The sequence below is a fragment of the Isoptericola sp. F-RaC21 genome (genome assembly GCF_038593535.1).
In the GTDB taxonomy this organism is placed as follows: domain Bacteria; phylum Actinomycetota; class Actinomycetes; order Actinomycetales; family Cellulomonadaceae; genus Isoptericola.
The window spans coordinates 140,297-162,775 of sequence record NZ_JBCFYX010000003.1 but is presented as its reverse complement, the minus strand read 5'-3'; the positions used below and the strand labels follow the sequence as shown (position 1 = coordinate 162,775).

The following is a 22,479-nucleotide window of genomic DNA, read 5'->3' as shown; positions in this document are numbered from 1 at the left end:
AGCGCGTCACCGTCCCGTGCCGGCGTAGACGACGGCCTCGCCGTCGGCGGAATCCAGGTCGAACGCGGTGTGGATGGCGCGCACGGCGTCGTCCAGGGCGTCCTCCCGGGTGACCACCGAGATGCGGATCTCCGAGGTGGAGATCATCTCGATGTTGATGCCGGCGTCGCGCAGGGCGCCGAACAGGCGGGCCGAGACGCCGGGGTGCGACTTCATGCCCGCGCCCACCAGCGACAGCTTGCCGATCTGGTCGTCGTACTGCAGCGACGCGAAGCCGAGCTCGTCCTGCAGCGCATTGAGGGCGGCGAGCGTCGTCGGGCTGTCGGCGTGCGGCAGCGTGAACGAGATGTCCGTCAGCCCGGTGTGGGCGGCCGAGACGTTCTGCACGATCATGTCGATGTTCGCGCCCGCGCCGGCCACGACCTCGAAGATGCGGGCGGCGGTGCCGGGCTTGTCCGGCACGCCGACGACGGTGATCTTGGCCTCGCTGCGGTCGTGCGCGACGCCGGAGATGATCGGGGCTTCCATCGGGGCTTCCTCCTGCTCGCCCTCCGGGGCGTTCGGGTCGATCGCGTCGCCGTGCGTGCCGGTGACGAGGGTGCCGGTCGTGTTGCTGAACGAGCTGCGCACGTGCACGGGCACGTCGTAGCGGCGCGCGTACTCCACGGCACGCAGGGCCAGGACCTTCGCGCCGGACGCCGCGAGCTCGAGCATCTCCTCGTAGGTGACGCGGTCGATCTTGCGGGCGCTCGGGACGATGCGCGGGTCGGCGGTGAACACGCCGTCGACGTCGGTGTAGATCTCGCAGACGTCGGCCTCGAGGCCGGCCGCGAGCGCGACCGCCGTCGTGTCCGAGCCGCCACGGCCCAGCGTGGTGACGTCGTTCGAGGAGCTGACGCCCTGGAAGCCCGCGACGATCGCGACCTGCCCCTTCTCGAGCGTCTCGCGGATGCGGTGGGGCACCACGTCCACGAGCCGTGCGCGGCCGTGGACGGCGTCGGTGATGAGGCCGGCCTGCTGGCCGGTGAAGGACTTCGCCTTGACCCCGAGGTTGGTGATCGCCATCGCGAGCAGGGACATCGAGATGCGCTCACCGGAGGTGAGGAGGATGTCGAGCTCGCGCTGCGGGGGCAGCGGGGTGATCTGCCCGGCCAGGTCGAGGAGCTCGTCGGTGGTGTCGCCCATGGCGCTCACCACGACGACGACGTCGTTCCCCGCTCGCTTGGCCGCTGCGATCCGCTTCGCCACACGCTTGATGCTGTGGGCGTCGGAGACGGATGATCCGCCGTATTTCTGCACGACAAGTGCCATGTCACAACCTTCTGCTGGCCGGCCTCCGTCTCTCTCAACGGTCCGCCGGGGCTTGTGCTTGCCCGTCGATGGTAGTCGGTGACCGGACCCTGGACGACAGACGTCTCGCGATGCGGCAGGCGTCGGGACGCGCGACGTCCCGGCCCGGCCTATGTTTGCCGAGGATCACGATCACCCGTCGCGCCGCGCGAGGAGACCGACCGATGACCGCTCACCGCTGGACAGCCGCCACCGCCACCGCCGTGGTCCTCGCGCTCGTCGCCGCCGCGGCTCCCGCGGCCGGCGCGTCGCCGCACCCTCCGGCGCGGCCCGCCACGCCGGCCGCGGCCAGTCCCCCGAGCGACGACGCGTCCGCCGTCGAGGCGACCGTCGAGGCGACCCCGGCAGAGGCTCCCGACGGCGCCACCGCCCGCGCCCTGCGCTCGGACCCGGCCCATGCCGCGACCGGCGGCGACGTCGTGGTCGCCGCCTCCGACGTCAGCGGGTTCGCGACCGTCGGCGTCACCTGGGCCGGCCCCGCCGACGCCGACCTGACCATCAGGGCCCGCACCTCCGCCGACGGCGGGGACACCTGGTCGGGCTGGACCCCGATGGAGGTCGAGGCGCCCGATCCGGACGCGACCGATGGCGGGTCCGCTCCCCTCGCCGTCGGCGACGTGGACCGGGTCGAGGTGACGGTCGAGGACGTGGCCGCCGAGCAGGTGCGCGACGTCGAGCTGGTCACGATCGACCCGGGCGAGGGCGCGGTGGACCACGCCGCCTCGGACACGGCCTCGGACGGGGCGCTCGAGACCGGCCTCGCCCCCTTCGGCAAGGGCGTCGGCGGCGTCGTGCGGGTCCCGGGCGCCGTGGCGACCGGCGACCAGCACGACGGCCCCGCCATCCGCTCCCGCGCCGACTGGGGCGCCGACGAGTCCCTCATGACGTGGACGCCGAAGCAGGGCCAGGTCAAGGGCGCCGTGATCCACCACACCGCCGGGACCAACGGCTACACGTCCTCGCAGGTGCCGGCGATCATCCGCGGCATCTACACGTACCACGCGAAGACCCGCGGCTGGGGCGACATCGGATACAACTTCCTCGTCGACAAGTGGGGCCGCGTCTGGGAGGGGCGCACCGGCGGCGTGGAGCTCGAGATCGTCGGCGCGCACGCCGTGGGCGTGAACGACGAGACCGTCGGCGTGTCGGTCCTCGGCAACTACGACCAGGCCACCGTCACCGACGCGGCGATCCGCGGCGTCATCGACCTGCTGGCCTGGAAGCTCTCCCTGCACGGCGTGCCCGCCCGCGGGTACACGACCCTCGACGGCGCGCACGAGGCCAGGATCTCCGGGCATCGCGACGTCGGCAGCACCGCCTGCCCGGGCACCTCGATCTACCGCCGCCTGACCGAGATCCGCGCCAAGGTCGAGGCCGGCCAGGCCCGGTGGCGGCACCTGTGGAAGGCGAGCACCGGCTACCTCGTCGAGTACCGGCCCCGCGTCTCGAGCGGCGAGGTCTGGTTCGTCTCCGGCAGCACCCGCCACCTCGTCACCAGCACCCGGGCCCGCGCGGCGCTGGCGAAGCGCCTCGGCCGGGCCTCGTACGCGAGCCACACCTTCCTCACGAGCCTGACGCGCGGCACCGACTTCGACTCCCGCTGGGCCCGCGTGCCGTCCGGCCGCTACGTCATGCTCGACACGAACGGCGACCTCATGTGGGCGACCTCCTGCACCACCGTCAGGCACTGGGGCGGCGACTGCAGCGACCCCCGGATCCCCGACCGGGCGAAGAACGCCTTCGACGTCGAGCCCATCTCGTACTTCGCCAGGTCAGAGCACACGGGCTACCTCTACCGGATCTACGACGGCCGGAGAGAGCGGGTCTACACCCGGGACGCCTGGTGGCGGCTCACCCGCGCGCTCGGGTGGAGCGAGCTGCGGGACGTGAAGGTCACCTCCGCGCTGCTGAACGAGTTCCCCGCGGGGCCCTCGCACCGCTAGGTCCCGGCGTCAGGCCCTCACGACGTCGAGCCGTCGCGGCCGTCAGGCCCCGTGCACGGTGAGGACGTAGCCCTCGGGGCCGACGAAGGAGAACGTCGGGCCGAAGGGCGAGTCGGTGACGGGCGTGAGCACGGCGACACCGGCGGCGACCAGGCTCTCGTGCAGGGCGACGGCGTCGGCCGTCGCGAACCAGAGCGCGACGCCGAGGCCCGGCCGGCCGGCGTCGAGGTCGGTGCCGGGCAGCGGCTCGCGGACGGCGAACGGCACGGGCTCGGTCGCGAAGACGACGGCGCCGGGCGGGGAGGCCGGGCTGCGGCGCAGCCCGAGGCGCTCCTCGAAGAAGGCGGCGGCGGCGCCGACGTCACGGACCTGCAGGGCCAGGAAGTCGGGGCCGGACACGGTGGCGGGCGAGCTGGTGGTCATGATGCTCCTCGATCGAATGTCAGGTTGTTGACATAGACGACGCTACGACCGCGCCCACCATGTGTCAACATGTTGACATGTCGTCCTCGAAGGCCACCCCTCCGCACCCCGCCGCCGACGTCACCGAGCACGTCGGCTACCGCCTCAAGCGCGCGCACTCCGCGCTGCGCGGCGCCCTCGACGCCGCGCTGCGCGAGCACGGCATGAGCGTGCCGCAGTACTCGTGCCTCGAGGTGCTCGCGCTGCGTCCGGGGCTGTCGAACGCCGAGCTCGCGCGCGCCACCTTCGTCACGCGGCAGTCCATGAACCTCGTGCTGCGGGGCCTCCAGGAGGCCGGCCTCGCGACCCGCCCGGACGTGGTCGACCACGGCCGGGCCCGGCCGGTGCGGCTCACCGACGCCGGCGAGCGCCGGCTGAGGTCGGCGCAGGAGTCCGTGTACGCCGTCGAGGCACGCATGGTCGCGGGCGTCCCCGCGGGGCGGCTGGCCGCGCTGCTGGAGGACCTCGACGCGATCGTCGACGCCCTCGACGGGTGAGGGCGGCGGCCTCAGCCGGCCCAGTCGTGCCAGACGTCGTAGCCCAGCTTCACGATGAGCGCGCCCACCACGACGACGAAGATGACGCGCACGAAGGCGCTGCCCTTGGCCACCGCCATGCGAGCGCCGACGTAGGCACCCACCAGGTTGGCCGCGCCGATCATCAGCCCGAGCCCCCACAGGACCGCGCCGTGCGGCACGAAGAACAGCAGCGCGCCGAGGTTGGTGGCGAAGTTCGTGATCTTCGCCAGGGCCGACGCCGGCAGGAAGGCGTAGCCCAGCACGCTCACCAGCGCGATGACGAGGAACGTGCCGGTGCCCGGGCCGAGCAGGCCGTCGTAGGCGCCGATGACGAGGCCGATGCCCGCGGCCGTCCAGCGGTGCCGGTTGCCCTCCCAGCGCAGGTTGTCGTGCGCGCCCAGCTTCGGCTTGAGCACCGTGTACGTGGCCACGCCGATCAGCACGACGAGGATGATCGGCTTGAACAGGTCGGCCGGGATGCGGCTGGCCAGCGCGGCGCCGCCGAACGCCCCGACCAGCGCGGCGATCGCCATCGGGCCCGCCGTCGTGAGGTCCGGGCCCACCCGCCGGTAGTACGTGACGGCGCTGGTGGACGTGCCCATGATCGAGCCCAGCTTGTTGGTGGCCAGCGCCTGCACCGGCGAGATGCCGGGCACCAGCAGCAGCGCGGGGAGCTGGATCAGGCCGCCGCCGCCCACGACGGCGTCGACCCAGCCGGCGGTGAGCCCGGCGAGCACGAGCAGCACGATGGTGAGGGTGTCGAGGTCGGGCACGCGGGGAATCCTCGCACGGCCGACGCCCGGTGGTTGAGCCTGCCGAAACCCGGGCCACGGGTCTCGACAGGCTCGACCACCGGGAGCTCAGGAGTGCAGCGCGTCGTACTCCGCCTCCGCGGCGACGTCGTCCGCGACGTCGAGGCGCAGGTGCGCCAGCACGCCCTGGAGCACGCGCAGCGCCGACGACGCCCGCTCCCCCCACGACGAGAGGTAGCTGAACTGCCACCACCACAGGCCCTCGAGCTCGTGCCCGTCGTCGAAGTGCTGCAGGCCCTTGGCGATCTCCTCGGCGACGCACGCGAGGTCGCCGGACAGGGTGGCGGGCGCGACGTCGGCGGAGAGGGCCGGGTCGGACACCTCGACGTAGTCGTCGAAGCCGTCGAACATCTTCGCGAGCGCGTCGCGCAGCGGGTCGACGTCGGTCTCGGGGCCGGCGTCGGGCTCGAACCGCTCGGTGGGGACCACGTCGACGATCGCGGCGAGCCGCGCCCCGGCGGACAGCAGGTCGGACGTCGCGAGGATGAGCAGGGAGATCTCCGCGCCGGGGGCCGCGCCGGACGCGACCTGCGTCGTCGTCGACAGGAACACGCGCGCCTGCGCGGACATCTGCTCGGCGACGTCCCGGAACTCGGAGCCTGCCTCGATCTCTCCCACGGTGCTGTCCCCTCCCGCCGCGGTGACGGCTTCGGTGCTGCCGGTCGGTGCCCGTCGCGGGCGTCTCGGCAGGTCAGCCGCCGACGACCCGCCGGCCCTCGAACGCGCGCCCGAGGGTCACCTCGTCCGCGTACTCCAAGTCTCCCCCGACGGGCAGTCCCGACGCGAGGCGGGAGACGGTGACGCCCATGGGGGCGATGAGCCGCGACAGGTACGTGGCCGTCGCCTCGCCCTCGATGTTCGGGTCGGTGGCGAGGATGACCTCCGTGACCGCGCCGTCCGCCAGGCGCGTCATGAGCTGGCTGATGCGCAGGTCGTCGGGCCCGACGTTCTCGATCGGGTTGATGGCGCCGCCGAGCACGTGGTACCTGCCGCGGAACTCGCGGGTGCGCTCGATCGCGACGACGTCCTTGGGCTCCTCGACCACGCAGATCACGTCGTCGGAGCGGCGCGGGTCCGCGCAGATGCGGCACGTCGGAGACTCCGCGACGTTGCCGCACGTCTCGCAGAACTGCACTCGCGCCTTGACCTCGAGGAGCGCGTCGGCGAGCCGGCGCACGTCCGCGGTGTCCGTCGCCAGCAGGTGGAACGCGATCCGCTGCGCGCTCTTGGGCCCGACGCCGGGAAGGCGGCCGAGCTCGTCGATCAGGTCCTGGACTGCGCCCTCGTACACAAGGGATCAGCCTACGTCCCGCCACCGTCGGTCGAGCCTGTCGAGACCACGACCGGGTCTCGACAGGCTCGACCAGCGGGCCCGGGTCTCGACCGGCTCACCCGGCGGTTCAGACCCATCCCTGGGCGCGCGCGAGCCGCGCCGCCTCGTGCCGGTTGGTCACGCCGAGCTTGGCCACCGCCGACGACAGGTAGTTGCGCACCGTCCCGGGGGCGAGCGCCGCGCGCTCGGCGATCTCCTCGACGGGCGCGCCGTCCGCCGCGAGCTCGAGCACGTCCGCCTCCCGGGCGGTGAGCGGCGAGTCGCCGGCGGAGATGGCGTCGGCGGCGAGCTCGGGGTCGACGTACCGGCCGCCGTCGGCCACCTGCCGCACGGCGGCGGCCAGCACGGCGGCCGACGCCGTCTTCGGGAGGAAGCCGCGCACGCCGGCCGCGAGCGCCTTCTTGAGGTGCCCGGGCCGGCCGTGGCTGGTGACGATGACGACCCCGCACCCCGGCACGGCCGGCCGCACCCGCTCGGCGACCTCGATGCCGTCGATCCCGGGCATCTGCAGGTCGAGCACCGCGACGTCCGGCCGGTGCCGCTCGATCGTGGCGACGGCCTCCGGCCCGCTGCCGGCCACCGCGACGACCTCGAGGTCGGCCTCGAGGTCGAGCAGCTGGGCGACCGCGTCGCGGATCAGGGTCTCGTCGTCGGCGAGCACGACGCGGATCATGCGGCGGCCTCCCTGGTCGGGGCATGGGGGTTCTCGGGAGCGGGCCGGGGCGCCGGCACGCGGGCGGTGAGGACGAACCGGTCACCGCGGGCCTCGGCGTCGAGCGCCCCGCCGACGGCGGCCAGGCGTTCGCGCAGCCCGACGAGACCGGCGCCCCCGCCGTCGGCGCCCGCGGCGGCGCGGACGCCGTCGTTCGTGACGGTGAGCGCCAGCTCCCGCGCGCCGCCGCCCGCGCCCGTGCGGAGATCGGCGAGGTCGATGCGCGCCTCGCGGGCGTCGGAGTGCCGCACGATGTTGGTGACCCCCTCGCGCACCACCCAGGCGAGCGCCTCGACCTGCGGCGCCGCGAGGTCGGGCACGTCGCCGACCACCCGCACCGTCACGCCGGCGGCGCGCAGCACCGACCGGGCGCCCTCGAGCTCGGTGGCCAGGTCCGCGCCGCGGTAGCCGGCGACGACGCCGCGCACCTCGCGCAGCGACTCCTGCGCGAGCGCGCGCACCTCGTCCATCTGGTCGGCGCCGCGCGGGTCGCCGCGGCGGGCGAGAGCGGCGGCCAGGTCGGACTTCACCGCGACGGCGGACAGGGCCCGCCCGACGACGTCGTGCATGTCCCGCGCGATGCGCAGCCGCTCCTCCGCGACCGCGAGCCGCGCCGCGACCTGACGCGCCGCGTCGAGCTCACGCACCACCTCCAGGACCCACATGGACAGCCGCACCGAACCGGCCCAGAACAGGACGAAGACGTAGGTCATGACGCCCACGACGACGGTCCCGGCGACGCCGTCGCCACCGGCCAGCCGCACGGCGACGACGACGAGCGGCACCGCCAGCCCCACCAGCAGCACCCTCCGGGACCGGACTCGGATCGCGAGCGCACCCACCGTGCCCGCACCGCACACGGCGAGCATCACGGTGCGCGGGTCGCCGAGGATCCCGCGGCCGGCGGGCTCCGGCAGGATCGCCGTCGCCGCCACCGCGACCGCCGCCGTCGCCAGCAGCAGGGCGACCACGACCGGGCGGGGTCGCCGCCCCGTGACGAACGGCCGGTCGAACCCCGCGTGCACGGTCGCGAGACAGAGACCGGTGTGCGCCAGGCCGAGGGTGACGAGGAGCGTGCCCTGGGCGGAGCCCGGCATCGGCGCCTCGGTGGCTGCGAGCGCCCCCACCGCATAGGCGTAGAAGAACGGCTCGAGGAAGACGACCAGGTACAGGGTGAAGCGGGTGTACGTCTCGACGCCGCGCGCGCCGCCGCTGCGTGGCACGGCGGGCTGGCTGACGGTCGTCACGGTGTCAGCCTGCCACGGCCCACCCCTGCGACGCCGTGCCGCGGGGGTGGGCCGTGGGTCGGTCACCGGCGCGGCTCCCAGCGCATCCACCGCCGGGCGGCGAGCACGCCCAGGGCGGTCCAGGCGGCGAGCACGGCCACGGGGACGGCGGCGGCGCCGAACGTCTCGGCGAAGGTCAGCACCTGCCCGTCGCCGTCGATCCCGCCGGCCCCGAGCAGCATGAGGTCCGTGATCGGGCGCAGCGGCGTGAACGTGCCGATCGTGTCGAGCACGCCGTTGCCGGCGCCGGGCCCGCCGAAGAGGCCGGCGAACGGGATCGCGACGATGAGCAGCGGCAGCGTGGTGAGCTGCGCGGACTCCACGGTGCGGGACAGACCGGACGTCGCGGCGGCCAGCAGGGTGAGCATCGCGGCCCCGCCGAGCACGGCCACGAGCATCAGCAGCGGGTTGGTGAACGCGGGCGGCTCCAGGAACACCGACACCGCCACGATCCCCAGCACCGTCTGCGCCAGCGCCACCACGACCGCCGGCACCGCGGTGCCGACCAGGATCTCCGCCCGGGAGCACTCCCCCACCAGGTAGCGCTTGAGCACGAGCTCCTCGCGGCGGGCCACGAACGCGACCGTGAGGTTGTAGTAGACGACGAACGCGAGCGCCATGAACGTCAGCAGGTTCAGCAGCACCGCGCCGCCCGCCCCCGACGCGTCGTCGCCGAGGTTGCCGACCGCGGCGAACAGCCCTACCGACAGCGGCGGCAGCGCCAGCGCGTTGAACAGTGCGGTCCGGTTGCGCACCAGCAGGAGCAGCTCCGCGCGGGCGAGGGCGGCGACGCGGCGGGCGCTGCCGCGCGCGTCGGTCGCGGCGGGCCGGCCGGTGGGAGTGGTCGTGGTGGTCATGCCGCTGCCTCCGTGTCGGTCGTGCGGTGCGCGTCGGGCGTGTCCGCGGCGTCGTCGAGGGCGAGGAACGCCTGCTCGAGCGACGCCGCACGGGCGTCGAGGTCGTCGAGCCGCAGGCGGCGGGCGTCGGCCCACTGCAGCAGGGTGAGCAGGTCGTCCTGCAGGCGCGTGGTGCGCACGTGCAGGCGGCCGGTGCGGTCGACCTCGGGCGCGCCGACGACGCCGGCCAGCGCGGGCAGGTCCGCCACGGCGGGCGTGACGGCGCGGCCGCCCTCGTTGCGCACCACCATCTCGACGCGGGCCGGCTCGGCGGCGACGACGTCGGCCACCGACCCCGTCCGCACCACCCGGCCGGCCTGCATGATCGCGATGCGGTCGGCGAGCTGCTCCGCCTCCTCCAGGTAGTGCGTGGTGAGGAGCACGGTGGTGCCGGCGTCGAGCATGCCCTGGACCAGCGACCACGTGGCGCGTCGGCTCTCCGGGTCGAGGCCGGTCGTGGGCTCGTCGAGGAAGAGGAGCTCGGGGTCGCCCATCGTCGCGAGGGCCAGGTCGAGGCGGCGCTTCTCCCCGCCCGACAGGCTGGCGACGCGCACGTCGGCGCGGTGATCCAGCCCGACGGCGCCGAGGACGTCGGCCACCGGGCGTGGGCGGGACAGCGTGCCCGCCCAGGTGCGCGCCGTCTCGGCGACCGTGAGGTCACCGGAGAACCCCGCGCTCTGCAGCATGATCCCCAGCGAGCCGACGACGTGCCGCCGCTCCCGGTACGGGTCACGACCGAGCACGCGGACCGTGCCCCCGGAGGCCGGCGCGAGCCCTTCGACGAGCTCGACGAACGACGTCTTGCCCGCCCCGTTGGTGCCGAGCAGGGCGACGAGCTCCCCGCGATGGACGTCGAGGTCGACCCCGCGGACGGCTTCGAACGTGCCGTACCGGCGGCGTGCCCCGCGGACGTGGACGATGGGTTCCGCAGTCATGCCTCCACCCTCGCCGCGGGGTGTCGTCGCAGGTAGTGCCGCCCGTCACCGGCTTCCGTGACGCGCGCACGGGTCGGTCGTGACATCCGTCATGCCGCGCCGTGCTGCGGCAGGATGCTCGCATGGACGGGTCCGCTTCCGAGGTCGTGGCGCTGTACGACGAGGCGGGCCGCCCGTGCGGCACCGCGCCCCGGTCGAGGGTGCGCGCGGAGAACCTGCGACACGCGGCCACCGCCGTCGTGGTGCGCAACCGCGCCGGGGACGTCTACGTGCACCGCCGCACCGAGACCAAGGACCTGTACCCCGGCCGGTACGACTTCTGCGCGGGCGGCGTGCTGCGCGCCGGCGAGGAGCCGCTCGAGTCCGCGGGCCGCGAGCTGGCCGAGGAGCTCGGCGTCACCGGGGTCGAGCTGGTGCCGCTCGGCGCCGTCGACTACGCCGACGACCGCACGCGGATGCGCGAGTTCCTCTACGAGTGCACCTACGACGGGCCCGTCACCTGGCAGCCGGAGGAGGTCGCGTGGGGCGCGTGGGTGGCGCCCGCCCGCTTCCTGCGGATGCTCGACGAGCTGCCCTTCATGCCCGACTCCGTGGCCAACCTCGCCGGCTGGCTCGACGACCTGCGCGCCGCCCTGCCGAGGTAGTTCCAGACTCCGCGAGGTAGTTCGCACAACCGCGCGAACTACCTCGGCACGGATCGAACTACCTCGCGGTGGCTTGGCCTACCTCGCGGCGAGCGGGTCAGGCGAACGACGAGGTCAGCAGCGAGGAGAGGGCGAACCCGACGAACGCCAGGAAGAAGCCTCCGACGACGATCGCGAGCACCGGTACGAACACCCCGCGCCAGTCGTTGGTCACCACCGGCGGGACGGTGTCGTCCAGAGGGTCGTACCAGACCTTCAGCCTGGTCCCGGGCAGCGGGGGCCCGTCCGTCCCGGTCTCCCCCACGACGGTGCGCTCCACCCCGTGGCGATCGGTGAACGCCACCTTCGGGTGCCCGCGCGAGTGCTGCCCGCTGCCACGCCACACGACGTCGACGACCTCGCCGGTCACCGTCGTGCCGCGGTACTCCCGCAGGCGCGCGTGCCGCACCCGCCGCACGAGCTTCGTGGCGCCGTAGGCGACGAGACCGCCGCCGGCGAGCAGGAAGCCCGCCATCAGCAGGACCCCGACGAGCACCCCGCCGTTCATCCGGCGAGGTCCGCCATGAGGTCGGCGGACAGCGGCGCCAGGGGGTGCGGCGCGACCGGTGCGGCCGGGTCGACCCACACGTGCTCCGCGAGCTCGGCGCGCGTCTCGACGTCGAACCCGGCGGGCAGCGCGACGGCGAAGACGTGCGCGTCGACCACGTGGTCCGGCTCGTTGGCGGCGACGGCGGCCCGCCTGCCGAGCGGGCGGACGGCGGCCGGGTCGACGACCAGCCCGATCTCCTCGGCACACTCGCGCACGAGCGCGGCCACCGGGTCCTCGCCGGGCTCGATCTTGCCGCCCACCTGCATGAAGGCCGTCGTGTCGCGCTTGCGCACGAGCAGCGCGCGGCCGTCGTCGCGCACGATGACGGCCGCGACGATGTGGAGCGTCGTGACGCCCTGTGCCGTGGTCTCGCCGGTCATGTCAGGGCTGCTCCGCGATCTCGTCGATGACCTTGCCGTCCAGCACCTGCACGACGAGCGGCACACCCATCAGCCCCGACGACGCGATGTCGGGGTCGTCGGCGGACGGCTCGTCGTCCACCGGGCCGCCACCGGACGACGGCGCCCAGGACGACCGGCTCTCGGACTGCTGGGCCTCGCGCACCCGGCGCTCGGCGGCCTGCCGGGGGGTCTCGCGAGCAGGCGGAGCCGCCGGCGCGGACGCCGATGGTCCGACAGAGGCGGGCGCGCTCGACGCCGGCGCGCTCGGCGGCACCTCCGGCTGGGGCCGCGGCGGCGCGGCAGGCCGGCCGGCCGGAGCCGCGGCGGGCTCCTCGAACGGCGGCTCGGGCTCGTCGTCGGGCGGGGGCTCGTGCAGGGAGACGCCGGCGAGCCAGGCGGCGTCCGCCTCGTCGACCGAGGCGGCCTGCCTCGCCTGCTGCTGCGGCGGGGCCTCCTGCGTCGCGCGCGGAGCGGACGGCGAGGGCCGATCGACGACGGCGACGGCGGCGCCCTGGCGCCGCTCGCTCGCCGCGACCGTGGTGGCGGACGGGCGCGGGCCGGCTCCCCCGCCGCCGGTGGCGCCACCGCTCCCACCGCCGGAGCACCCCTCGCCGGGCGGGGGGACGTCGGGCCACCCGGAGCTGTCAGGCTCCTCGGCGGCGTCCGCGCCCGGGTTGGACGGGGCCGGAGAGCTGCCGCCCTCCCGCGCACGCGGCCCGTTCTCGTCCTCGACGATCTCGACCTGCACCGCGATGCCGAGCGCCTGGTAGACGGCGTCCGAGATAGTCTCCGGCCGCCCGCGGCGCGCCAGCCCGAGGACGGCAGGCGCGAACCCAAGGCGCAGCACGTCGCCCTCGAGGGTCAGCACCTGGGCGTTCTCGCCCAGGAACGCGGCGGCCTGCGGGCTCTGGATGGCGCCCAGGACCTCGCGCCAGCGACGCCGGACCACCTCGGTGGTGACCGCGCTCACGGGAGCGGACGGCGCGGGCTCGGGCTCTGGCTCGACGGCCGGCTCGGCTTCGGCCGGCTCGGCCACCACAGGCTCGGGCTCGGGTTCCGCGGGCGGAGCAGCCTCGACAGGCTCGGCCACCGACGGCTCGGGCTCGGCGGGCGCCGTGGCCTCGACGGGCTCGACCGCCACGGGCCCAGGCTCGACCGCCACGGGCGCGGGGCCCGCGGACGGCGTCTCGACGGGCTCGCCCACCGCGGGCTCGGGCTCGGGTTCGGGCTCTGCCGGGCTGTCGGGCTCGGCGGCCGGACGCCGGCTCGCCTGCAGGGCGGCGCGCGCGGCGGCGGCACCGCTCAGCCCCCCGCCCCCGCCGGCGGGCGACGGCGGAGCAGGCGTCGGCGCGGCGTCGCCGTCCGCCTGCGGAGCGGCCGGAGCGGGCGTGCCGCCCGCCGCGATCCTGCCCCGCTCGAGGCGGTCGATGCGCGCGGCGAGACCCTCCACGCCGTCGTCGGCGCCGGGGAGCAGCAGGCGCGCGCAGAGCAGCTCGAGGTGCAGCCGCGGCGACGTCGCGCCCGTCATCTCGGTGAGCGCGGCGTTGACGAGGTCGGCCGCCCGCGACAGCTCGGACACGCCGAGGCGCCCCGCCTGGACGCGCATCCGCTCGAGCTGGTCGGCGGGCAGCCCGCGCAGCACCGCCTCGGCGGCGTCGCCGGAGACGGCGATGACGATGAGGTCGCGCAGGCGCTCCAGCACGTCCTCGACGAAGCGCCGCGGCTCGTGGCCCGTGGCGATGACCTGGTCGACGACGCGGAAGATCGAGGCGCCGTCGCCCGCCGCGAGGGCGTCGACGACGTCGTCCAGCAGGGTGGCGTGCGTGAAGCCGAGCAGGCCGACGGCCGTGTCGTACTCGACGACCCCGTCCGTGGCGCCCGCGATGAGCTGGTCGAGCACGGACAGCGAGTCACGCACGGAGCCGCCGCCGGCGCGCGTCACCAGCGGCACGACGCCGCCGCCCAGCTCGATCCCCTCGGCCGCGGTGAGCTGCTCGAGGTACGGGCCCAGCACGTCCGGCGGCACGAGCCGGAACGGGTAGTGGTGCGTGCGCGACCGGATGGTGCCGATCACCTTGTCCGGCTCCGTCGTCGCGAAGACGAACTTCACGTGCGGCGGCGGCTCCTCGACGATCTTCAGCAGGGCGTTGAAGCCCTGCGGCGTCACCATGTGCGCCTCGTCGAGGATGAAGATCTTGTACCGGTCGCGGGCGGGCGCGAACGTGGCGCGCTCGCGCAGGTCGCGGGCGTCGTCGACGCCGTTGTGGCTGGCCGCGTCGATCTCGACGACGTCGAGCGAGCCGGGGCCGCCGCGCGCCAGCTCGACGCACGACGGGCACTCGCCGCAGGGCGTGTCGATCGGGTTCTCGGGCGTGTTGCGCGCGCAGTTCAGCGTCCGGGCGAGGATGCGGGCCGACGTCGTCTTGCCGCAGCCGCGTGGCCCGGAGAACAGGTACGCGTGGTTGACGCGCCCGCTGCGCAGGGCCTGCATGAGCGGTGCGGTGACGTGCTCCTGGCCGATCACCTCGGCGAACGTCTCGGGCCGGTAGCGGCGATACAGGGCTGTCGTCACCCGGCCAACCCTAGACGCCGCAGCCGACACCGACGAGGCCGCTGCTCAGGCGGTGGACGACGGGCGTCAGTGCGTCGTGACGGGGCTGGTGTAGAGGCTCGGCACGCAGCCGAGCTCGCCCGGCTCGAGCAGGATCCGGTCGAAGTCCGAGAACCGCCACGGCGGCGCGCCGTCAGGCCGGACCCCCACGACGCAGTCGCGGGTCCCCGGCGCGCCGACGGCCACGACCAGGTCGCGCTCCTCGCGCTCGGCACGCACGGTGAGCGGCTCCGAGAAGTGCTCGCCCAGCGCCGCCTCCGCGTCGGCCGCGGACGCCCCCTCAGCCAGCGCGTTGAGCGCCTGCAGCACCGTGCTCTCGGCGTACGGGCCGAGAGACGGCACCGGGACCGGCTCGACGGACAGCCTCGGCTCGCCGCACTCGAGCTGCTCCCGGTCCGCGAGCCGCCGGTCGACGCGTACGGTCAGGCGCCAGCACGACTCCGCCGTGCCCGCCGAGCGCGACCGCCCGAACACGGTCGCCTTCGATTCGGCGGGCACCTCCGCGCGGACCACGACGTCGACCGACGTCGGGTCACGGCCCCACCCGACCGGCGCGACGACGTACTCGGCGTCGCGCACGTCGTCGGGCAGGCGCACGTGGTCGGGGATCCAGGCCGCGACCCGTTCGGGGTCGCTCGTGGCACCGGTCGGGTCGCGCAGATCGTTGACGTCGTCGGCGAGGCCTTCGACGATCCGGTTCAGGTGGTCCTGGGCGACCCGCTCCCCGTCGATCGGGCGGGTCGCCGCCCAGAGGACCACGACGGGCACGGCGAGGACCAGCACGACGATCCCGGCGACGATGCTCAGCACCACCACACCGGCCCGGTCCCACCGGGAGCGCACGCCGTCGTCGTCAGGCACGGGCCGATTGTTGCGGGCCACGCGCACGTCGCGCCAGCCCCGGGGTCGACGTCAGCGGTGCAGCACCTTGCGCGCCAGGAGGTTCCCGAGCCACTGCACGACCTGCACGATGACGATGATCACGGCGACGGTGACCAGCACGACCATCCAGTTGTAGCGCTGGTACCCGTACCGCAGGGCGAAGTCACCGAGCCCGCCGCCGCCGATGAGGCCGGCGATCGCGGACATGTCGAGCACCGCGATGAACAGGAACGTGTAGCCGAGGATCAGCGGCGCGAGGGCCTCGGGGACCAGCACGGTGGTGATGATGCGCCACGACGAGGCCCCCATCGCGCGCGCCGCCTCGACGACGCCGGGGTCGATCCCGACCAGGTTCTGCTCCACGATCCGCGACGTGCCGAACGCCGTCATGACCGACAGCGGGAAGATGAACGCCTCGGTGCCCAGCGTCGTGCCGACGACCTGCAGCGTCACCGGGCCCAGCAGGGTCACGAAGATGATGAACGGGATCGGCCGCACGATGTTGACGACCACGTTGAGGACGCCGAACACCGCCTTGTTCGCCAGCAGGTTGCCCGGCCGCGTCACGTAGAGCGCGAGCCCCAGCGCCAGGCCGGCGATGCCGCCCGTGAGCATCGCGATGGTGACCATCTGCAGGGTCTGGCCGAACGCCTCCCACAGCAGCGGCCACAGGGTGGACCAGTCGCGGTTCATCAGGCGCCTCCGAAGTTGCCCAGGTTGCCGTGCCGCAGGACGGCGTCGCGGGCGGCGCCGTACGGGTCGCCGAGGTCGTCGCCGGGATCAGGTTGCTCGCCCTGCGGGTCGCGCTCGGCCCGGACGGCGCGCGGGTCGTCGACCGGCCGCGCGGCGGTGCCGAGGTCGACGACGTCGGCGTGCTCGCGCAGCGCGGCGAGGAAGGTGGCGATGCGGTCGTCGGGGGCGACGAGCTCCAGGGTGATCGACCCGAACGGCCGCTGGCCCACCTCGCTGATGCCGCCGAAGACGACGGAGCCGTCCACCTCGTGCTCGCGCAGCAGGCGGAACAGCTCGGTGCCGGAGCTCGCGCCCTCCCGCACGCCGACGGTGACGAGGCGGCCGGGGTGGCGCTCGCGCAGCCGGGCGAGCGCGTCGGGAGAGGGCCGGTCGTGCATCGACGTGCCGACGAACCGCTGGGCGGCGTCGGCGCTGGGTGCGGAGAAGACGTCGTACACGTCGCCGACCTCGACCACCTTGCCGTGCTCCATGACGGCGACGCGGTCGCACAGGGAGCGCACGACGTCCATCTCGTGGGTGATGACGACGATGGTGAGGCCGAGCTCCGCATTGACGCGGCGCAGCAGGGACAGCACGTCGCGGGTGGTCTCGGGGTCGAGGGCGGACGTCGCCTCGTCGGCGAGCAGGATGGTGGGCGACGTCGCGAGGGCTCGGGCGATGCCCACGCGCTGCTTCTGCCCGCCGGAGAGCTGGCGCGGATACGCGCGCGCCTTGTCGGACAGCCCCACGAACTCGAGCAGCTCGGCCACGCGGGCCGCCCGCTTCTCCTTGGGCCAGCGCGCCACCTTGAGCGGGTAGGCGACGTTGCCCGCGACGGTGCGCGAGCTCAGCAGGTTGAACTGCTGGAAGATCATGCCGATGCGCGCGCGGATCCCGCGGACCTTGCGCTCCGGCAGCCCGGTGAGGTCGGTGCCCTCGACGAGCACGGTGCCCGCCGTGGCGGTCTCCAGCGCGTTGACGAGCCGCACCAGCGTGGACTTGCCCGCGCCGGAGTAGCCGATGACGCCGAAGATCTCCCCCGCGCGGACCGTGAGCGACACGTCGTCGACGGCGTGCACGGCGCGGTCCCCCTCGCCGAACGTCTTCGACACCCCACGCAGCTCGATCGCCGGCGTCCCGGGGGCGGGCCCGGCCGTGTTGTCGCTCACCTGTTCGTCCTCACTGTGCGCTCGGGTGTCCATCGTGCCCAGCACGACGGCCGGGGCGCGCGGGCTGGCCCGCGCGCCCCGGCCGTCGTCGGGTCAGGAGGCGTTGCGGATGTCGTCCTCGAGGCCGGACAGGATCTCCTGCAGCTCCTCGGGCGAGTTGTCCTTGATGACGGCGGTGTCGCCGGAGGCCTTCTGCTCGGCCGCGACGACCTCGTCGGAGTGGGAGATCTCGGCCAGCTTCTTCAGGTCGGGATCGTCGGCGTCCTCGGCGCGCGTCACCCACACGTTGATGTAGGGGGCGGCGGCGTCCGAGTCGGGGTCGTCCTGGAACAGCGCGCTGGCCGGGTCGAGGCCGGCGTCCTCGAGGTAGTCGTTGTTGACGATCGACGCGTCCACCGACGGAAGCTGGATCGGCGTCTGCTCCGCCGACACCGGGGTGACCTTCACCTTCGAGCTGGGCAGCACGTCGGCCTCGGTGGAGACGGCGCTGCCGCCGTCCTTGAGCTCGATGAGGCCGGCCTCCTGCAGCACGAGGAGCGCGCGGGCCAGGTTGGTCGGGTCGTTGGGCACGGCGACCTCGCCGCCCGCCGGGATCTCCTCCAGCGTCTTGTGCTTCTGGGAGTACAGGCCCAGCGGGTAGACGGCGGTGGCGCCGATCGGCGTCAGGTCGTCGTCGGCGTCGACGTTGTAGCCGGCGAGGAACTGCAGGTGCTGGAACTGGTTCGCGTCCAGCTCCCCCTGCGAGAGGGACGGGTTGGCCTGCGTGTAGTCCTGCAGGTCGACGAGCTCGACGTCGAGGCCCTCCTCCTTGGCCTTGTCGGTGAACACGGCCCACTTGTCGTCGGAGGCGCCGACGACGCCGACGCGGAGCTTCCCGTCGCCCTCGGCGTTGTCGGAGCCGCCGCCGCAGGCGGACAGGGTGAAGGTGGCGGCCGCGGCGATCGCGGTGACGGCGAGGAGGCGGGAGCGGGTGCTACGGGACACGGGTGGGTCCTTCCGGGCGGGCGCCGGGTACGGCGCCGATCAGGGTGGGGTGGATCAGAAGGTGCGGCGGCCACGGCCATCAGCTCGAGGCGGCATGAGGAACGGGTCCCCGGCGGGAGCCGGAGGGCGACGACGACGTCGTCGGGCGCGATGCCGGTGAGGCGTCAGCCGAGCCGGCACATTCGGCAGGTGGCCGTGCGGTCCGTCGGCATCGCGGGGCGGCACATCTCGCCGCGACGGCGGGAGCGCGCGGTCGAGGTGGCTGCGGGTGCGATGCGGGACATGGCATCAGGGTGACCACCCGCGGCCCCGTTCACCAAGCCGGCGCCCGGGAAATCTCACGCAGCGGACAGATCTTCGTCCGCATCATGGATTCTGTGACCCGAGGCACTCTCGCGACGCTGCGAGGTGCGGGTCGGGACGTGAAGGACCCCCCGCACACCCACCAGAGCTCACTTACCCTTGCTGCCTTCCGGCCCTGGGGGAGTTCGGCGAGATGGTGCCGCACGAGGGGTCTGCCCGACAGCCTAACCGAGACCCGCCCCCGTCCCGAAACCGGCGGCAGGAACAGGGCAGGGTCAGGACGGAGACCGCCGTCACCCCCGCAGGATTCGGAGCCACGGCAGGGTGTCGGCTATTCTTCTGGGGCTGCCCGCGCAGGATGCGGGCCGGCAGCCAGGAGGATTCGCCTAGCGGCCTATGGCGCACGCTTGGAAAGCGTGTTGGGTTCACGCCCTCGGGGGTTCGAATCCCCCATCCTCCGCCGACCGACGGGGCCCGCACCACACGGTGCGGGCCCCGTCGTCGTCTCCAACCCGGTGGTCGAGCCTGTCGAGACCCCGTCCAGGTTTCGACAGGCTCAACCACCCAGGGCGACGATGGGCGCATGGACCGCACGTTCGACGAGCTCGTCGCCGAGGCCGACGCCGCACCGATGTCCGGCTGGGACTTCTCCTGGCTCGAGGGCCGGGCCACGGAGGAGCGGCCCAGCTGGCGCTACTCGCGGCTGCTGCACGACCGGCTCGGCACGATCGACGCCGCGCTCGACCTGCAGACCGGCGGCGGCGAGGTGCTCGCGGCCGCGCCGACGCTCCCCCGGCTCCTGGTGGCGACGGAGGGCTGGCCGCCGAACGTCGCCGCCGCGTCGGCCCGCCTGCACCCCCGGGGCGTCGCCGTCGTCGCGCACGACGACTCTCCGACGGCCGGGGCGCCCGACGGCGCACCGCTCCCCTTCGCCGACGGCGCGTTCGACCTCGTCACGAGCCGGCACCCCGTCGTCCCGCGGTGGGCGGAGATCGCCCGCGTGCTGCGGCCGGGCGGCACGTACCTGGCGCAGCACGTCGGCCCCGCGAGCGTCTTCGAGCTCGTCGAGTTCTTCCTCGGCCCGCAGCCGGAGGAGGTGCGACGTGGCCGCGACCCGGAGGACGAGGTGGCCGCCGCCCGCGCGGCCGGGCTGGAGCTGGTCGACCTGCGGGCGGAGCGGCTGCGGATCGAGTTCCGCGACGTCGGCGCCGTCGTCTGGTTCCTGCGGAAGGTGGTGTGGATGGTGCCCGGGTTCACCGTCGACGCCTACCGGACCGAGCTGCGCGACCTCCACGACCGCATCCGGGCCGACGGCCCGTTCGTCGCGCACTCCGCGCGCCACCTGGTGGAGTTGCGCCGGCCCCGGTGAGCGGCGTCGTGACGGGATCGTGACGACATCGTGTCCGTATCGCGAGGCAACGAGACGGCTGGCCACGGGCCCGCCCCTACGATGGCAGCCATGATCTTCAAGGCCGTGGGGGACGGCCGTCCCTACCCCGACCACGGGCACGTCACCGCCAAGGACTGGGTGGACGTGCCGCCGCGCCAGGTGCGCCTCGACGAGCTCGTCACCACCAAGCGCACGCTCGACCTCGACCACCTGCTCGCCGAGGACTCGACGTTCTTTGGCGACCTCTTCGCCCACGTCGTCGAGTACCAGGGCGTGCTGTACCTGGAGGACGGGCTGCACCGCGCCGTGCGCGCCGCCCTCCAGCAGCGGCCGGTGCTTCACGCCCGGGTCCTCGTGCTCCGGTGAGTCCCGCCACGACCGGCGGCGCTCCCGCGAACGTTCCCTCGAACTCGGGTAGTTTCTTCGCGTGACATCACCTGCCCCTGACCCGGTCCGCGAGACGCGCCGCAAGCGCGAGCACGAGCGGCAGGCCGTGGTCTTCGGGCTCATCATCGCCGTCCTGCTCATCGCGGGCCTCGCCGCCGCCGCGATGTACTCGGGCGCGTTCAGCTCGCCGTTCTCCCGGCCCATCTACACCCCCGCCGCCGAGGCGCCGGAGCCCGAGCCCTGCCTGCCGCAGGTCAAGGGCCAGCCCGACGGCGCTCTCCCGGTGCCGTACTCGGACATCCAGGTGCGGGTCTACAACGCCGCCGACGGCAGCGAACCGCTCGCGGGCGCGAACGAGGACGTGCTGTCCGAGCGCGGCTTCGACGTCATCGACACCGGGGACTGGCTGGAGAAGCTCGGGCAGTCCGAGGTGCGGACCGGCACCAAGGGCATCACCCGCGCCTACACCCTCGCGGCCCAGTACCCCGACGTCCGCGTCGTCCTCGACGACCGCAAGGGCGCCAAGATCGACCTGCTGGTGGGCGAGCAGTACAGCCCGCCGCTCAGCGAGGACCGCGTGCTCCTGGACGCCGAGACGCCGATGCAGGACGCGGAGGGCTGCCTGCCCGTCGACGAGATCACGCCGATCCCGCAGGTGGTCCAGTCCGCGAAGTAGGCGTCAGTCGGTCGCCTCGGCCGCCGCGGGCGCCGACGCCGGGGACGCCGGCTCCTGACCGGTGCCGCGCCACCGCGCGATCGCCCGCATGCCGTGGTAGATCACCAGCGCGGACGCGGTGCCGAGCGCGATGCCCTCGAAGGTGAGGTCGCCGGCGGAGAACGTGAAGTTCGCGATGCCGATGATCAGCGGGACGGCGGCCGTGGTGAGGTTGACCGGGTTGCCGAAGTCGACCTTGCCCTGCACCCAGATGCGGGCGCCGAGGATGCCGATCATGCCGTAGAGCATCGTCGTCGCGCCGCCGAGCACGCCCGCCGGGATGGTCGCGATGAGCTCGCCGAACTTCGGCGACATCGACAGCAGCAGCGCCGTCGCGGCGGCCACCCAGTACGCGGCCGTCGAGTACACGCGGGTCGCCGCCATGACGCCGATGTTCTCCGCGTACGTCGTGGTGCCCGAGCCGCCGCCGACCCCGGCGAGGGTGGTCGCGAGGCCGTCGCTGAACAGGGCCCGGCCCGCGACGTCGTCGAGGTTCTTGCCGGTCATCGCCGCCACCGACTTCACGTGCCCCACGTTCTCCGCGATCAGCACGAGAACCACCGGCACGAACAGCCCCAGCACCGCCGGCTCGAACGACGGGGTGATGAAGTGCGGGAAGCCGAACCAGTCGGCCTTCCGGACCGCATCGAAGTCCACCTGGCCCTGGAGCAGCGCGGCGGCGTAGCCGATCACGACGCCGACCAGGATCGACAGGCGGCCGATGATGCCCTTGAACAGCACCGTGACGAGGATGATCGCCACCAGCGTGATCGTCGCCGTGAGCGGCGCGGCGCGGAACCCGCTGTCGCACGCCTGCACGATCTCGCCGTCGACCACCGACTCCGTGCAGGTGCCCCAGGCCGCCGGCGCCAGGTTGAGGCCGATGAGCGCGACGATCGTGCCCGTCACGACCGGCGGCATCACGACGTCGATCCACCGGGCCCCGGCGAAGTGCACCACCGCGCCGATCGCCGCCAGCACGAGGCCGGTGACGAGGATCCCGCCCACCGCGACGGACTCCCCGTGGGACGCCGTCGCCGCGGTGATGGGCGCGATGAAGGCGAAGCTGGAGCCCAGGTAGCTGGGCAGGCGGTTCCGCGTGATCAGCAGGAACAGCGCCGTGCCGATCGCCGAGAAGAACAGGGTGGTCGCGGGCGAGAAGCCCGTGAGCAGCGGCACGATGAACGTGGAGCCGAACATGGCCACCACGTGCTGCATGCCGATGCCGATGGTGCGCGGCCAGCTGAGCCGCTCGTCGGGGGCGACGACGTCACCCGGGCCGACGTGCCTGCCGTCGCCGTGCGTGGTCCAGCCGAGACTCATGGTGCTCCGTCCGTCGGGCCCGCGCGCGGGCCGGGGTGCTCACCGCTGTCGCTCGCCCGTGAACGTCCGGTGAAGATTGCCGCCGCACAGCGTACTGGCCCG

At 74.0% G+C, this 22,479-nt stretch carries 23 protein-coding genes, 1 tRNA gene and 1 other RNA gene; 7 read left to right on the top strand and 18 right to left on the bottom strand.

The genetic code is table 11. From position 1 onward, the window contains the following. Window positions 1–6: 6 nt before the first annotated feature. Window positions 7–1,311 carry an aspartate kinase gene (locus AAG589_RS11295; RefSeq protein WP_430567355.1) on the bottom strand — a complete coding sequence of 435 codons (1,305 nt, stop codon included), beginning with the start codon at window positions 1,309–1,311 and terminating at the stop codon, window positions 7–9. Between the two features lie 203 nt (window positions 1,312–1,514). On the opposite strand from AAG589_RS11295, the gene AAG589_RS11290 reads away from it, so the two are divergent. Further along, on the top strand, window positions 1,515–3,293 hold the full coding sequence (locus AAG589_RS11290; protein ID WP_430567354.1) for a peptidoglycan recognition protein family protein: 1,779 nt from the start codon (window positions 1,515–1,517) through the stop codon (window positions 3,291–3,293). A 42-nt stretch (window positions 3,294–3,335) separates the two neighbouring features. On the opposite strand, the gene AAG589_RS11285 is transcribed toward AAG589_RS11290, so the two are convergent. Then, entirely contained in the window at window positions 3,336–3,716 is a 381-nt protein-coding gene (locus tag AAG589_RS11285; RefSeq protein WP_430567353.1) for a VOC family protein, read from the bottom strand. Window positions 3,717–3,793: 77 nt separating this feature from the next. On the opposite strand from AAG589_RS11285, the gene AAG589_RS11280 reads away from it, so the two are divergent. Beyond that, complete coding sequence (locus tag AAG589_RS11280; RefSeq protein ID WP_430567352.1) at window positions 3,794–4,252, top strand: MarR family winged helix-turn-helix transcriptional regulator; 459 nt, start codon at window positions 3,794–3,796, stop codon at window positions 4,250–4,252. An 11-nt stretch (window positions 4,253–4,263) separates the two neighbouring features. On the opposite strand, the gene AAG589_RS11275 is transcribed toward AAG589_RS11280, so the two are convergent. From AAG589_RS11275 to AAG589_RS11245, 7 genes are all read right to left on the bottom strand, one after another. Next, complete coding sequence (locus tag AAG589_RS11275; protein WP_430567351.1) at window positions 4,264–5,046, bottom strand: TSUP family transporter; 783 nt, start codon at window positions 5,044–5,046, stop codon at window positions 4,264–4,266. Between the two features lie 87 nt (window positions 5,047–5,133). Next, a complete protein-coding gene (locus tag AAG589_RS11270; RefSeq protein ID WP_430567350.1) occupies window positions 5,134–5,703 on the bottom strand; it encodes a DUF5063 domain-containing protein in 570 nt (189 codons plus the stop codon). A 73-nt stretch (window positions 5,704–5,776) separates the two neighbouring features. Then, complete coding sequence (gene recR / locus AAG589_RS11265) at window positions 5,777–6,376, bottom strand: recombination mediator RecR (RefSeq protein ID WP_430567349.1); 600 nt, start codon at window positions 6,374–6,376, stop codon at window positions 5,777–5,779. Between the two features lie 109 nt (window positions 6,377–6,485). Next, window positions 6,486–7,091: a response regulator transcription factor gene (locus AAG589_RS11260; RefSeq protein ID WP_430567348.1), complete on the bottom strand. Its 606-nt coding sequence runs from the start codon at window positions 7,089–7,091 to the stop codon at window positions 6,486–6,488. Beyond that, on the bottom strand, window positions 7,088–8,377 hold the full coding sequence (locus AAG589_RS11255; RefSeq protein ID WP_430567347.1) for a sensor histidine kinase: 1,290 nt from the start codon (window positions 8,375–8,377) through the stop codon (window positions 7,088–7,090). The genes AAG589_RS11260 and AAG589_RS11255 overlap by 4 nt, the downstream gene beginning before the upstream one ends. Window positions 8,378–8,439: 62 nt before the next feature. Further along, window positions 8,440–9,273, bottom strand: a complete 834-nt coding sequence (locus AAG589_RS11250) for an ABC transporter permease (protein WP_430567346.1) — start codon at window positions 9,271–9,273, stop codon at window positions 8,440–8,442. After that, window positions 9,270–10,247, bottom strand: coding sequence for an ABC transporter ATP-binding protein (locus AAG589_RS11245; protein WP_430567345.1), 978 nt, complete (start codon window positions 10,245–10,247; stop codon window positions 9,270–9,272). The genes AAG589_RS11250 and AAG589_RS11245 overlap by 4 nt, the downstream gene beginning before the upstream one ends. Before the next feature lie 122 nt (window positions 10,248–10,369). On the opposite strand from AAG589_RS11245, the gene AAG589_RS11240 reads away from it, so the two are divergent. After that, entirely contained in the window at window positions 10,370–10,891 is a 522-nt protein-coding gene (locus AAG589_RS11240) for an NUDIX hydrolase (RefSeq protein ID WP_430567344.1), read from the top strand. 97 nt (window positions 10,892–10,988) lie between these two features. Here the strand turns inward: AAG589_RS11240 and AAG589_RS11235 are convergent, their stop codons facing one another. The 8 genes from AAG589_RS11235 to ffs form a co-directional block, all read right to left on the bottom strand. After that, window positions 10,989–11,426 (bottom strand): DUF3592 domain-containing protein, encoded by a 438-nt coding sequence (locus AAG589_RS11235; RefSeq protein ID WP_430567343.1) that lies wholly within the window; start codon window positions 11,424–11,426, stop codon window positions 10,989–10,991. Window positions 11,427–11,434: 8 nt separating this feature from the next. Continuing rightward, complete coding sequence (locus tag AAG589_RS11230; RefSeq protein WP_430567342.1) at window positions 11,435–11,860, bottom strand: NUDIX hydrolase; 426 nt, start codon at window positions 11,858–11,860, stop codon at window positions 11,435–11,437. Window position 11,861: 1 nt separating this feature from the next. Beyond that, window positions 11,862–14,453 (bottom strand): DNA polymerase III subunit gamma and tau, encoded by a 2,592-nt coding sequence (locus AAG589_RS11225; protein WP_430567341.1) that lies wholly within the window; start codon window positions 14,451–14,453, stop codon window positions 11,862–11,864. 66 nt (window positions 14,454–14,519) lie between these two features. Beyond that, entirely contained in the window at window positions 14,520–15,353 is an 834-nt protein-coding gene (locus AAG589_RS11220; protein ID WP_430567340.1) for a hypothetical protein, read from the bottom strand. Window positions 15,354–15,404: 51 nt separating this feature from the next. Continuing rightward, complete coding sequence (locus AAG589_RS11215; RefSeq protein ID WP_430567339.1) at window positions 15,405–16,067, bottom strand: methionine ABC transporter permease; 663 nt, start codon at window positions 16,065–16,067, stop codon at window positions 15,405–15,407. Then, window positions 16,067–17,275, bottom strand: coding sequence for a methionine ABC transporter ATP-binding protein (locus AAG589_RS11210; protein ID WP_430567338.1), 1,209 nt, complete (start codon window positions 17,273–17,275; stop codon window positions 16,067–16,069). Before AAG589_RS11210 ends, AAG589_RS11215 begins: the two co-directional genes overlap by 1 nt. A gap of 93 nt (window positions 17,276–17,368) precedes the next feature. Continuing rightward, a complete protein-coding gene (locus tag AAG589_RS11205; protein ID WP_430567337.1) occupies window positions 17,369–18,259 on the bottom strand; it encodes a MetQ/NlpA family ABC transporter substrate-binding protein in 891 nt (296 codons plus the stop codon). Window positions 18,260–18,681: 422 nt separating this feature from the next. Beyond that, window positions 18,682–18,778: signal recognition particle sRNA small type (gene ffs, locus AAG589_RS11200), an RNA gene on the bottom strand. Between the two features lie 159 nt (window positions 18,779–18,937). Here ffs and AAG589_RS11195 point away from each other — a divergent pair. From AAG589_RS11195 to AAG589_RS11180, 4 genes are all read left to right on the top strand, one after another. Next, window positions 18,938–19,022, top strand: a tRNA-Ser gene (locus tag AAG589_RS11195). 123 nt (window positions 19,023–19,145) lie between these two features. Further along, a complete protein-coding gene (locus tag AAG589_RS11190; protein WP_430567336.1) occupies window positions 19,146–19,931 on the top strand; it encodes a class I SAM-dependent methyltransferase in 786 nt (261 codons plus the stop codon). A gap of 90 nt (window positions 19,932–20,021) precedes the next feature. After that, window positions 20,022–20,318, top strand: coding sequence for a type II toxin-antitoxin system VapB family antitoxin (locus tag AAG589_RS11185; protein ID WP_380320948.1), 297 nt, complete (start codon window positions 20,022–20,024; stop codon window positions 20,316–20,318). Window positions 20,319–20,379: 61 nt separating this feature from the next. Beyond that, a complete protein-coding gene (locus tag AAG589_RS11180; protein WP_430567335.1) occupies window positions 20,380–21,015 on the top strand; it encodes a LytR C-terminal domain-containing protein in 636 nt (211 codons plus the stop codon). A 3-nt stretch (window positions 21,016–21,018) separates the two neighbouring features. Here AAG589_RS11180 and AAG589_RS11175 read toward each other — a convergent pair whose 3' ends face one another. Next, on the bottom strand, window positions 21,019–22,377 hold the full coding sequence (locus AAG589_RS11175; RefSeq protein ID WP_430567334.1) for a uracil-xanthine permease family protein: 1,359 nt from the start codon (window positions 22,375–22,377) through the stop codon (window positions 21,019–21,021). Window positions 22,378–22,479: the final 102 nt, after the last annotated feature.